The sequence below is a fragment of the Burkholderia sp. HMSC10F09 genome (genome assembly GCF_001806955.1).
In the GTDB taxonomy this organism is placed as follows: domain Bacteria; phylum Pseudomonadota; class Gammaproteobacteria; order Burkholderiales; family Burkholderiaceae; genus Burkholderia; species Burkholderia multivorans.
In genome coordinates this window covers 16,061-28,445 of record NZ_KV786501.1, presented here as the reverse complement: position 1 = coordinate 28,445, position 12,385 = coordinate 16,061, and the positions used below count along the sequence as shown (strand labels likewise).

General features: G+C 65.4%; 9 protein-coding genes and 1 pseudogene. 1 reads left to right on the top strand and 9 read right to left on the bottom strand.

The genetic code is table 11. From position 1 onward, the window contains the following. Positions 1-92: 92 nt before the first annotated feature. The 9 genes and pseudogenes from HMPREF3115_RS01035 to gyrA all read right to left on the bottom strand — a co-directional run bounded on the left by HMPREF3115_RS01035 (position 93) and on the right by gyrA (position 11,102). On the bottom strand, positions 93-416 hold the full coding sequence (locus tag HMPREF3115_RS01035; protein WP_006400726.1) for an integration host factor subunit beta: 324 nt from the start codon (positions 414-416) through the stop codon (positions 93-95). 22 nt (positions 417-438) lie between these two features. Then, positions 439-2,151, bottom strand: coding sequence for a 30S ribosomal protein S1 (rpsA, locus tag HMPREF3115_RS01030; RefSeq protein ID WP_006400727.1), 1,713 nt, complete (start codon positions 2,149-2,151; stop codon positions 439-441). A gap of 140 nt (positions 2,152-2,291) precedes the next feature. After that, positions 2,292-2,978: a (d)CMP kinase gene (cmk, locus tag HMPREF3115_RS01025; RefSeq protein WP_070553235.1), complete on the bottom strand. Its 687-nt coding sequence runs from the start codon at positions 2,976-2,978 to the stop codon at positions 2,292-2,294. 12 nt (positions 2,979-2,990) lie between these two features. Then, positions 2,991-4,295: a 3-phosphoshikimate 1-carboxyvinyltransferase gene (gene aroA / locus HMPREF3115_RS01020; protein WP_006400729.1), complete on the bottom strand. Its 1,305-nt coding sequence runs from the start codon at positions 4,293-4,295 to the stop codon at positions 2,991-2,993. Positions 4,296-4,308: 13 nt separating this feature from the next. Beyond that, the gene (locus HMPREF3115_RS01015; RefSeq protein WP_070553233.1) at positions 4,309-5,235 is read right to left on the bottom strand and encodes a prephenate dehydrogenase/arogenate dehydrogenase family protein; all 927 of its coding nucleotides are present in this window, start codon (positions 5,233-5,235) and stop codon (positions 4,309-4,311) included. Between the two features lie 188 nt (positions 5,236-5,423). Further along, a pseudogene (pheA, locus tag HMPREF3115_RS01010) lies at positions 5,424-6,503 on the bottom strand (prephenate dehydratase); the annotation flags it as partial. A 35-nt stretch (positions 6,504-6,538) separates the two neighbouring features. Continuing rightward, on the bottom strand, positions 6,539-7,621 hold the full coding sequence (gene serC / locus HMPREF3115_RS01005; RefSeq protein WP_006400732.1) for a 3-phosphoserine/phosphohydroxythreonine transaminase: 1,083 nt from the start codon (positions 7,619-7,621) through the stop codon (positions 6,539-6,541). A 174-nt stretch (positions 7,622-7,795) separates the two neighbouring features. Then, positions 7,796-8,395, bottom strand: coding sequence for a DUF2059 domain-containing protein (locus tag HMPREF3115_RS01000; protein WP_006400733.1), 600 nt, complete (start codon positions 8,393-8,395; stop codon positions 7,796-7,798). 103 nt (positions 8,396-8,498) lie between these two features. Beyond that, on the bottom strand, positions 8,499-11,102 hold the full coding sequence (gene gyrA / locus HMPREF3115_RS00995; protein ID WP_012213844.1) for a DNA gyrase subunit A: 2,604 nt from the start codon (positions 11,100-11,102) through the stop codon (positions 8,499-8,501). 523 nt (positions 11,103-11,625) lie between these two features. On the opposite strand from gyrA, the gene ompA reads away from it, so the two are divergent. After that, positions 11,626-12,294 carry an outer membrane protein OmpA gene (gene ompA / locus HMPREF3115_RS00990; RefSeq protein WP_006400736.1) on the top strand — a complete coding sequence of 223 codons (669 nt, stop codon included), beginning with the start codon at positions 11,626-11,628 and terminating at the stop codon, positions 12,292-12,294. Positions 12,295-12,385: the final 91 nt, after the last annotated feature.

The following is a 12,385-nucleotide window of genomic DNA, read 5'->3' as shown; positions in this document are numbered from 1 at the left end:
CAGAAAGAACCTTAACTGAACGGCATTACCCACGAAGGGGCGCTTTTTTCTTCAGCCTTTGCCGGACGGGTTCCGGGCCGGCCGCACGACGCTCAACGCTCGTCGTCCGGCTCGTCTGCCTTCAGCGGCTCGCCCGCGCGACCGTCGACGCGTTCACGCAACTCCTTGCCGGGCTTGAAGTGCGGCACGAACTTCTCGGGCACCTGCACTTTCTCCCCCGACTTGGGGTTGCGTCCGACGCGCGCCGGACGACGGTTGAGGCCGAAGCTGCCGAAACCCCGAATTTCGATGCGATGCCCTTTCGACAAAGCGTCGGACATCGCATCGAGCATCGTCTTCACCGCGAAATCCGCATCCTTGAGGACAAGTTGCGGAAATCGCGATGCCAGCTGCGCGACCAACTCGGATTTGGTCATACTTCAGCAGACCTCGTGAGGCTTACTGGTTCTGGCCGTCGAGCTTCGCCTTCAGCAGCGCGCCGAGGTTGGTCGTACCGGTCGCGGCAGCGCTGGTGTCGGCTTGCAGGCCGCGGATCGCTTCCTGCTGCTCGGCCGAATCCTTCGCCTTGATCGACAGGTTGATGCCGCGCGACTTGCGATCGATGTTGATCACCATCGCGTTGACCTTGTCGCCTTCCTTCAGCACGTTGCGCGCATCTTCAACGCGATCCTGCGAGATTTCCGACGCACGCAGGTAGCCTTCGATGTCGCCCGTCAGCGCGATGACCGCACCCTTCGCGTCGACCGACTTCACGACGCCGTCGACGATCGAGCCCTTGTCGTTCATGGCAACGTAGTTGCTGAACGGGTCGCCTTCGAGCTGCTTGATGCCGAGCGAAATGCGCTCCTTCTCGACGTCGATGCCGAGCACGATCGCTTCGACTTCGTCGCCCTTCTTGTACTTGCGAACGGCCTCTTCGCCGGCTTCGCTCCACGACAGGTCCGACAGGTGGACCAGGCCGTCGATGCCGCCCGGCAGACCGATGAACACGCCGAAGTCGGTGATCGACTTGATTGCGCCCGTGATCTTGTCGCCCTTCTTGAAGTTGCGGCTGAAGTCATCCCACGGATTCGGCTTGCACTGCTTCATGCCGAGGCTGATACGACGACGGTCTTCGTCGATCTCGAGCACCATGACTTCGACTTCGTCGCCGAGCTGAACAACCTTCGACGGTGCGACGTTCTTGTTCGTCCAGTCCATTTCCGACACGTGGACCAGGCCTTCGATGCCCGACTCCACTTCGACGAATGCGCCGTAGTCGGTGATGTTCGTGACCTTGCCGAACAGACGCGTGCCCGACGGGTAACGGCGCGAGATGCCTTCCCACGGATCGTCGCCCAGTTGCTTGATGCCGAGCGACACGCGGTTCTTCTCTTGGTCGAACTTGAGGATCTTCGCGGTGACTTCCTGGCCGACCGACAGCACTTCGCTCGGGTGACGCACACGACGCCATGCGATGTCGGTGATGTGCAGCAGGCCGTCGATGCCGCCGAGGTCGACGAACGCACCGTAGTCGGTAATGTTCTTGACCACGCCGTTGACGATCGCGCCTTCCTTCAGCGTTTCGAGCAGCTTCGCGCGCTCTTCGCCTTGCGTCGCTTCGATCACGGCACGACGCGACAGCACGACGTTGTTACGCTTGCGATCGAGCTTGATCACGCGGAACTCGAGCGTCTTGCCTTCGTACGGCGTCGTGTCCTTGACCGGACGCGTGTCGACCAGCGAACCCGGCAGGAACGCGCGGATGCCGTTGACCATCACGGTCATGCCGCCCTTCACCTTGCCGGTGATCGTGCCGGTGACGAGTTCGTTGTTGTCGAGTGCCTTTTCCAGCGACAGCCACGATGCAAGGCGCTTCGCCTTGTCGCGCGACAGGATCGTGTCGCCGTAGCCGTTTTCGAGTGCGTCGATCGCGACGGACACGAAATCGCCCGCCTGCACCTCAACCTCGCCCTGATCGTTCAGGAATTCCTCGATCGGAATGTAAGCCTCGGACTTCAGGCCTGCATTGACGACCACGAAGTTGTGGTCGACGCGCACGACTTCGGCGGAGATCACTTCGCCGGCGCGCATGTCTTGGCGGGTCAGCGACTCTTCGAACAGAGCCGCAAAGGATTCGGTATTCGGGTTGGAGGTTTGCAGGTCGGACATAAAAATCGGTTTGTGCGTGGATCGCGGTGCCGCGCCAGCCGGAATGGCTGACTGAAAGGGCCAGAGCGAAACCACACGGGGTTAAGGGTTCAACACACACTCCGCGCTTGCGCGCGGAGCACCTACTGCCGCCCGCCGGATCAGGCGGGCTGGCCGAGCGCCCGGTACCACTGCAGCACCTGGTCGACCGCTTCATCGACCGACAGTGCCGACGTATCGAGCAGCTTGGCGTCTGCCGCGGGCTTCAGCGGCGCGGCCGCGCGATTGCTGTCGCGCGCGTCGCGCTCGCGGAGATCCCGGAGCAAGTCATCAATATTAGCAGAAAAACCTTTTTGCATCAATTGCTTATGCCGTCTGGCCGCGCGTGCCTCCGCGCTGGCCGTCAGGAACACCTTCAGCATCGCGTCCGGAAAGATCACGGTGCCCATGTCGCGGCCGTCCGCGACGAGGCCCGGCGTCTTGCGGAACGCGCGCTGGCGCGCCACCAGCGCAGTGCGCACCGGCCCGTGCACCGCGATGGCCGACGCGCGGTTGCCGACCGCCTCGGCACGGATGTCGTTCGACACGTCGACGCCGTCCAGCTGGGCACAGCCTTCGCGAAACGTGATGTGGAGATCGTCGATCAGTTTCACAAGGGCGTCGACGTCTTCGGCCGCGATGTCGTAGCGCATGCTCGCGAGCGCCGCGAGGCGATACAGCGCGCCGCTGTCGAGCAGGTGAAAGCCGAGATGCGCGGCGACCAGCGCCGCGACGGTGCCCTTGCCGGAAGCGGTCGGGCCGTCGATCGCGATGACGGGGGTCGGGTGAAAGGGTCGGGTGGATTTCATCAGGTCAGTCGGTCAGGCCTTCGCGAGCGCGGCGAAGCGGTCGAAATAGTCGGGGAACGTCTTGCCGACGCACTTCGGATCGTTGATCCGCACGGGAACGCCGCCGAGGCTGACGAGCGAGAAGCACATCGCCATCCGGTGATCGTCGTACGTGTCGATCGCGGCGTTCGGCGTGAGCGCCGCGGGCGGCGTGACGACGAGATAGTCGGCGCCCTCCTCGACGGTCGCGCCGACCTTGCGCAGTTCGGTCGCCATCGCGGCGATGCGGTCGGTTTCCTTCACGCGCCAGCTGGCGATGTTGCGCAGCGTGCTCGTGCCGTTCGCGAACAGCGCCGCGACCGCGATCGTCATCGCCGCGTCGGGAATCAGATTGAAGTCCATGTCGATTGGCTCGAGCTTGCCGTGGTCGTGACCGATGCCGCGCACCTCGATCCAGTCGTCGCCCATCGTCACGTTCGCGCCCATCTGCATCAGCGCGTTGGCGAAGCCCACGTCGCCCTGGATGCTCGCGCGTCCGACGCCCTCGACGCGCAGCGGGCCGCCGCCGAGCGCACCGGCCGCGAGGAAGTACGACGCCGACGAGGCATCGCCCTCCACCATGATTCGCCCCGGCGAGCGATAGCGCACGCCGGCCGGCACCGTGAAGCGCTGCCAACCCTCGCGCTCGACGCTCACGCCGAAGCGCGCCATCAGCCGGATCGTGATGTCGATGTACGGCTTCGAGATCAGTTCGCCGTCGATCTCGACGATGCTGCGGCCGTCCTTCGCCTTCACGAGCGGCAGCGTCATCAGCAGCGCGGTGAGGAACTGGCTCGACACGTCGCCGCGCACGCGGATCGGCGCGTCGACCGAGATCGTCGCGGGCCGGATCCGCAGCGGCGGAAAGCCTTCGTTCTGCTCGTAGTCGATCTGCGCGCCGATCTGACGCAGCCCGTCGACGAGATCGCCGATCGGCCGCTCGTGCATGCGCGGCACGCCATGCACGCGATAGTCGCCGCCGTTGATCGCGAGCGCCGCCGTCAGCGGCCGCACGGCCGTGCCCGCATTGCCGAGGAACAGATCGGCCGTCTTCGCGGTAAACGCGCCGCGCGTGCCGGTGACGACGCACGTGTCGCCATCGCGCGCGAGCTTCACGCCGAGCTTGCCGAGCGCGTCGAGCATCACGCGCGTATCGTCGGAATCGAGCAGGTTCGTGATCGTCGTGTCGCCTTCGGCGAGCGCGGCGAGCAGCAGCACGCGGTTCGAGATGCTCTTCGAGCCGGGCAGGCGCACGGTGCCCGACGCACTGGAATACGGGCCGAGATCGAGATAGTCCATGGGAATCGTCCTGTTATTGCTTGTCCGCTTCGGCAGCGGGCTTGGCGCCGCGCTCCTGCCACGCACGGCGCGCCGCGCGCGAGCGCGTGAACACCGCTTCGAGCGCGGCCCCGTCGCCGGCGTCGATCGCCGCGCGCAACCGCGCGAGCACGCGCGTATAGCCGTCGAGCTCGTCGAGCAGCGCCGCGCGGTTCGCAATGCACACGTCGCGCCACATTTCGGGGCTCGACGCGGCGATTCGCGTGAAGTCGCGAAAACCGCCGGCCGCATACGAGAATTTCAGTTCGGCGTCCGCTTCGCCGAGAATCTGCTCGACGAGCGCGAACGACAGTACATGCGGCAGATGGCTCACCGACGCGAACACGCGATCGTGCTGCGCCGTGCTCATCGTGCGCACGTCGGCGCCCGTCGCGCGCCACATCGCGTCGATGCGCGCGACCGTCGCGGGCGCGTTCTCGGGCAGCGGGCACAGCACGACGTTGCGGCCGACATAGAGATCCGGCAGCGCGGCCTCGACGCCGCTCGATTCGCGTCCGGCGATCGGATGGCCCGGCACGAACCGCGCGATCCGCTCGCCGAGCGCGTCGCGCGCGGCCGCGACGACGTCCGACTTCGTGCTGCCGGCGTCGGTGACGATCGTCGCGGCGTCGAGCCACGGCGCGATGCGGCCGAGCAGCGGGCCCGTCTGCGCAACCGGCGCGGCCAGCAACACGAGATCCGCGCCGGCGAGCGCGTCGCGCAACTGCGCGTCGTCGTCGAGCGCCGCCGCGCGATCGATCACGCCGAGCGCCAGCGCGCGTTCGACCGAGGCGCGCGAGCGACCGACGCCGACGATCTCGCCCACGCCGCCCGGCGCACGTTCGCGCAGCGCGCGGGCCAGCGATCCGCCGATCAGGCCGACGCCGAAGATGACCAGTTTGTTGAATGCAAAGCCTGACACGACTAGAGCCAAGTTACGCGCACGGGCCGCAGCCGCGCACACGGAATTCCAGATCCCGGGCAACGGGCCCGCACCGCGCGATCGCTCGCGGATGCCGCCCGAACCCGCCTTCGCAGCGCCGTCCGGCCTGCGCTGCGCGCGCCCTCGCGACACGCGCGCCGCGTGCGGGACGCGGCCGCACGCTCAGCGCGCGCGCGCGGATACGAACCGAGTATCTTCAGGAACGCGGCCTTCTGGCCGAGCTCCGCGAGCGCGGCCACGACCGGCGCGTCGTCGCGGTGCCCCTCGATGTCGATATAGAAGTAGTACTCCCACGTGCCGACGCGCGCCGGACGCGACTCGAAACGCGTCATCGACACGCCGTGCCGCGCGAGCGGCTCGAGCAGCTTGAACACCGCGCCCGGTTCGTTCTTCACGGAAACGATCAGCGACGTCTGGTCGTATCCGGTCGGACCGGCCGGCTGCTTGCCGATGATCACGAACCGCGTGCGGTTGTGCGGATCGTCCTGGATCAGCGAGAACGCGATCTGCAGCCCGTAATGCGCGGCCGCGCGATCGCCCGCGATCGCCGCGACGGTCGGATCGGCCGCCGCCTGCCGCGCGGCTTCCGCGTTGCTCGCGACGGCCTGCCGCTCGAGATGCGGCGCGTTCGCCGCGAGCCATTGCTGGCACTGCGCGAGCGCCTGCGCGTGTGCGCACACGCGCTTCACGCCGTCGAGCGTACCGCTCTGCGTGAGCAGATTGTGGTGGATCGGCAGTGCGAGCTCGCCGCTGATGAGCAATTGCGTCTGCAGCAGCAGGTCGAGCGTGCGCGACACCGCGCCCTCGGTCGAATTCTCGACCGGCGCGATCCCGAACGATGCGGCGCCGGCCTCGACGGAGCGGAACACCTCGTCGATCGACGGACACGGCAGCCCCTCGATCGACTGGCCGAAATACTCGAACATCGCCTGTTCGCTATACGTGCCGACCGGCCCGAGAAACGCGACGTGGATCGTCTGCTCGAGCGCGCGGCTGGCGGCCATGATCTCGCGCCAGATCGCGCTGATATGCTCGCTCGCGAGCGGCCCGGCGCTCATGTCCTGCAGCCGCGCGATCACCTGCAGTTCGCGCTCCGGCCGGAACACCGGCGCGTTGAAATGCTTCTTGACCTCGCCCACCTCGAGCGCCACTGCGGCGCGCTGGTTCAGGAGCGTGATCAGCTGCGCGTCGATCGCGTCGATGCGGTCGCGCAGCGGTTTCAGGCGGGAATTCAGTTCGTCGTCCATGCGTTTTGCCGTGCTGTTTGAGCCGCGCGCCGCCGTCAGGCGCAGCGCTGCTCGAAGTCCTTCATGTACTCGACGAGCGCCTTCACGCCCTCGAGCGGCACCGCGTTGTAGATCGACGCCCGCATGCCGCCGACGGACTTGTGGCCCTTCAGCTGCAGCAGCCCGCGCGCCTTTGCGCCGGCAAGGAAGTCTTCGTTGCGCGATTCGTCGGCCAGGAAAAACGGCACGTTCATGCGCGAACGCACCGCCGGCTCGACCTTGTTCAGATAGAAGCTGCTCGCATCGATCGTGTCGTAGAGCAGCTTCGCCTTTTCGATGTTGCGCGCCTCGATCGCGCCGAGGCCGCCCTGCCGCTTCAGCCACTGGAACACGAGGCCCGCGATGTAGATCGCATAGGTGGGCGGCGTGTTGTACAGCGAGTTGTTCGCGGCGACGGTCTTCCATTCGAACGCCGACGGGCAGATCGACAGCGCGCGGTCGAGCAGATCCTCGCGCACGATCACGACCGTCACGCCGGCCATCCCGATGTTCTTCTGCGCGCCGCCGAACAACACGCCGTACTTCGCGACGTCCATCGGGCGCGACAGGATGTGCGACGACACGTCGGCGACGAGCGGCACGTCGCCGAGATCGGGAATCTCGAACGTCTCGACGCCGTCGATCGTCTCGTTCGTGCAGAGGTGCACGTAGGCCGGATCGTCCGACAGCTGCCATTCGGCGAACGCCGGCGCGCGCGTGAAGCCGGCGTCCGTCTTGCCGGTTGCCGCGAGATGCGGCGTGCAGTATTTCTTCGCCTCGTTGAAGGACTTCTGCGACCACGAGCCCGTCACGACGAAGTCGGCCGTCTTGCGCGAGCCGAGCAGGTTCATCGGCACGATCGCGTTCTCCGCGATGCCGCCGCCCTGCAGGAACAGCACGCGATGGCTCGCCGGCACGTCGAGCAGCTCGCGCAGGTCGGCGAGCGCCGCCTCGTGGATCGACATGAATTCCTTGCCGCGATGGCTCATCTCCATCACGCTCATGCCGCTGCCGTGCCAGTCGAGCATTTCGTCGGCGGCCTGCCGCAGCACTTCCTCGGGCAGCGCCGCGGGGCCGGCAGAGAAATTAAAGACGCGCATCGTGAAAAACCTCGGGAGGGACGCGACCGGCGGGCTTGCCGCCTGTCATGCAATGCCAATGAGCCGCGCCGGAAAAGAAATGGCCGCTTGCGCTCGCGCGCAAACGGCCATTATCGCACTGTCATCAGGCTCCCGCCAAACGCGGCCGATCGGCCGGCGGCGTGCCCGGACCGCTTACTTGCCCGGCTTGACGGCCGCGACTTCCTTGTCGGCCTGGGCGCGCGTCGCCTGGATCGCTTGCGGCATGTACTTCTGCATCAGGCCGTTGACCACGTCGCGACCGACCTGATCCTGAACCTGGATGAACTTGCGGCCCGTCGGGCTCTTGTAGAACGTCGTCAGATCCTTGATCTCCGACGTGCTGTAGTACTTCGCGTACGCGTCGTACTGAGCCGACATCGCGTCGCTCTGGAACTGCTGCGTACCGAACACCTTGCCTGCGCTGTCGACCAGCTTCGGCACCGCGTTCTTCTGCAGCGTCGGAACGGCAGCCTGCTTCTGCTTGTCGTTCAGCGTCTTGTTCTCGGACAGTGCGTCCGACAGGATCGCCGGCACGAGTTGCTTCGCCTGCATCTCGGCGCTGTTGCCGATGGCCGACACGAGCTTCGGCGCGTCGATCGCGTCGAGCAGGTCCTTGATCGCCGCCTTCTTGTCGGCGTCGATCGGCGCAGCTGCCGCGGGTGCAGCCGGTGCGGAATTCGACAGCGCTTGCGCCATCGCGAACGTCGGCACCAGTGCAGCCAGCAGGACCAGTTGCTTGAATTGCTTTTGCATCATCACTCCCTCTTGGAAATATGAATGTTTTCTCGCCGATCGCAGCGTGCTGCGCTCACCCACTTGCGCGGCACGCGTGCGGCGGCCCGAGAGTCTCATCCGTTCAGGCCTCGCCGTCCGACGCCTCGTCGGCTTCGCCGTCACCGTCCTCGGCCTCGGCGATCTGCTGCAGGCCAGAGAGCTTCGTACCCTCATCGAGACTGATGAGTGTAACACCTTGCGTCGCGCGTCCCATCTCGCGGATCTCCGACACACGCGTGCGGATCAGCACGCCGGCCGTCGTGATCAGCATGATCTGGTCTTCGGCGTCGACGAGCGTCGCCGCGACGACCTTGCCGTTACGCTCGGACGTCTGGATCGCGATCATACCCTTCGTGCCGCGGCCGTGGCGCGTGTATTCGGTGATCGGCGTGCGCTTGCCGAAGCCGTTCTCGGTCGCGGTGAGCACCGACTGGTCTTCGCTGCCGGCCACCAGCAGCGCGATGACCTGCTGCCCTTCGTCGAGCTGCATGCCGCGCACGCCGCGCGCCTCGCGCCCCATCGGCCGCACGTCGTTCTCGTCGAAGCGCACGGCCTTGCCGGCGTCGGAGAACAGCATCACGTCGTGCGCACCGTCGGTGATCGACGCGCCGATCAGGTAGTCGCCCTCGTCGAGGCCGACCGCGATGATGCCCTTCTTCATCGGACGGCTGAATGCCTCGAGCGGCGTCTTCTTCACGGTGCCGAGCGACGTCGCCATGAACACGAACTTGTCGGCCGAGAATTCCTTCACCGGCAGCACGACGTTGATCTTCTCGCCATCCTGCAGCGGGAACATGTTGACGATCGGACGGCCGCGCGAGTTGCGCGAGCCCTGCGGCACCTCGTAGACCTTGATCCAGTACACGCGGCCGCGGTTCGAGAAGCAGAGCATGTAATCGTGCGTGTTCGCGATGAACAGCGTCTCGATCCAGTCGTCTTCCTTCATCTGCGTCGCCTGCTTGCCGCGACCGCCGCGCTTCTGCGCGCGGTATTCGGACAGCGGCTGCGACTTCACGTAGCCCGCGTGCGACATCGTGACGACCATGTCCTGCGGCGTGATCAGATCCTCGGTGTTGAGCTCGGTCGCGTTCAGCTCGATCTTCGAGCGGCGCGCGTCGCCGAACTCGGCCTTCACCGTGGTCAGCTCTTCGCCGATCATCGTCGTGATCCGCTCCGGACGCGCGAGGATGTCGAGCAGATCGGAGATCTGCGCCATCACGTCGCGATACTCGCCGATGATCTTGTCCTGCTCGAGGCCCGTCAGGCGCTGCAGACGCATCTGCAGAATTTCCTGCGCCTGCGTGTCGGACAGCTTGTAGAGCCCGTCGCCCTGCATCCCGAACGCCGGGTTCAGCCCTTCCGGCCGATACGCCGCGCGGCCGCCGGCCGCCGCGTTCTCGGCTTCGGCGCGCGTGAGCATCTCGCGCACGAGCGACGAATCCCACGCCTTCGCCATCAGTTCCTGCTTCGCGATCGGCGGCGTCGGCGCGGCCTTGATGATCGCGATGAATTCGTCGATGTTCGCGAGCGCGACCGCGAGACCTTCGAGCACGTGGCCGCGTTCGCGCGCCTTGCGCAGTTCGTAGACCGTGCGGCGCGTCAGCACTTCGCGGCGGTGCGACAGGAAGCACTGAAGGATTTCCTTCAGGTTCAGCAGCTTCGGCTGGCCGTCGACGAGCGCGACCATGTTCATGCCGAACGTGTCCTGCAGCTGCGTCGCCTTGTAGAGGTTGTTCAGCACCACTTCCGGCACTTCGCCGCGCTTGAGCTCGATCACGACGCGCATGCCGCTCTTGTCGGACTCGTCGCGGATGTCGGAGATGCCCTCGAGCTTCTTCTCGTTGACGAGCTCGGCGATGCGCTCGAGCAGCGAGCGCTTGTTGACCTGGTACGGCAGCTCGTCGACGATGATCGCCATGCGCTGGCCGCGGTCGATCTCCTCGAAGTGCGTGGCCGCGCGCATCACGACGCGGCCGCGCCCGGTGCGGTACCCGTCGCGCACGCCGGCGACGCCGTAGATGATGCCGGCCGTCGGGAAATCCGGCGCGGGGATGATCTCGATCAGCTCGTCGATCGTCGCGTCGGGATTGTTCAGCAGATGCTGGCACGCATCGACGACTTCGTTCAGGTTGTGCGGCGGAATGTTGGTCGCCATGCCGACCGCGATGCCCGACGAACCGTTGATCAGCAGGTTCGGGATCCGCGCGGGCAGGATCAGCGGCTGCATTTCGCTGCCGTCGTAGTTCGGGCCGAAGTCGACCGTTTCCTTGTCGATGTCGGCAAGCAGCTCGTGACCGATCTTCGCCATGCGAATTTCGGTGTAACGCATCGCGGCGGCGTTGTCGCCGTCGATCGAGCCGAAGTTGCCTTGCCCGTCGACCAGCATGTAGCGCAGCGAGAAGTCCTGCGCCATCCGCACGATCGTTTCGTAGACCGCGCTGTCGCCGTGCGGGTGGTATTTACCGATCACGTCGCCGACGATACGCGCCGACTTCTTGTAGGCCCGGTTCCAGTCGTTGTTCAGTTCGTGCATCGCGAACAGTACGCGCCGGTGCACGGGTTTCAGGCCATCGCGGACATCCGGGAGGGCACGTCCGACGATCACGCTCATCGCGTAATCGAGATACGAACGGCGCATTTCCTCCTCGAGGGAGGTGGGCAGGGTCTCTTTGGCGAATTGATCCATGTATCCGTATCTTTTCGGAGCGAAGACGGGAACGCCTTTCGCGTGAGCGATGCATGCGCAACGCAACGCGAGATTCTAACATGCGCCCAACAGCCGCCAATTCGCCGCCCCTCTATATATAAATAGCGGAAATTTGCGCGGCGGCCGCCGCGCGCCCGGCCGGCGCACCGCACGGTCGTGCGGCGATCTGTCGCGCCGTCACCCGCGCCGGTAAACGACCTTCGCGTCCCGCGCAATTTTGCGGGTACGCCCTTGACAATTCCTGAAACTTACGGCAGGCCGGTGTTGCGCATGCACCACAATCGCGGAGGCGATCTTGGGGTGGGGAGGATTTTTTTTCGTAGGAAGGGAACGATATGGCAAAATGCCAACGCACTGAAAGTTAGACGCTGCTCGAAGTCTACACAGAGCGGTGCCGCGTTTTTTGTGCCGCACCAATGTTATACTTCGAGCAATGTATGACTTGTCACCGTCAACAGGCTCGCAGTAAACCTGCGGTAATCTCAATTTCGAGAGGAGAAATATGAATAAACTTTCAAAGCTCGCGTTCATTGCAGCTACCGCAGTTATGGCTGCATCCGCTTCGGCACAGTCGGTGCCGGCGTCGCGTCAAGCCGTCAATGACAACTGGGTGAACGGCACGGGCGAATGGGTGTGGATGAACGGCACGAACGAGCTCTGCTGGCGTGACGCGTTCTGGACGCCGGCCACCGCCAACGCGAAGTGCGACGGCGCACTGGTCGCCCAGGCACCGCAGCCGCCGGTCGCTCCGGTCGCTCCGGCCATCACGAGCCAGAAGATCACGTATCAAGCCGACGCACTGTTCGACTTCGACAAGGCGACGCTCAAGCCGCTGGGCAAGCAGAAGCTCGACGAACTGGCTTCGAAGATCCAGGGCATGAACACGGAAGTGGTCGTCGCAACGGGCTACACCGACCGCATCGGTTCGGACAAGTACAACGACCGTCTGTCGCTGCGCCGTGCGCAAGCCGTCAAGTCGTACCTGGTCAGCAAGGGTGTCCCGGCCAACAAGATCTACACGGAAGGCAAGGGCAAGCGCAACCCGGTCACGACGGGCTGCAACCAGAAGAACCGCAAGCAACTGATCGCCTGCCTCGCACCGGATCGCCGCGTGGAAGTGGAAGTGGTCGGTACGCAAGAAGTGCAGAAGACGACCGTTCCGGCGCAGTAAGCCGCGGTTTTCGACTGCTTCAAAGCCCCGCTCCGGCGGGGCTTTTTCATTGACGCCCGTCCGGGCGCTCGCCGGTTCGCCGCTCGCCCGC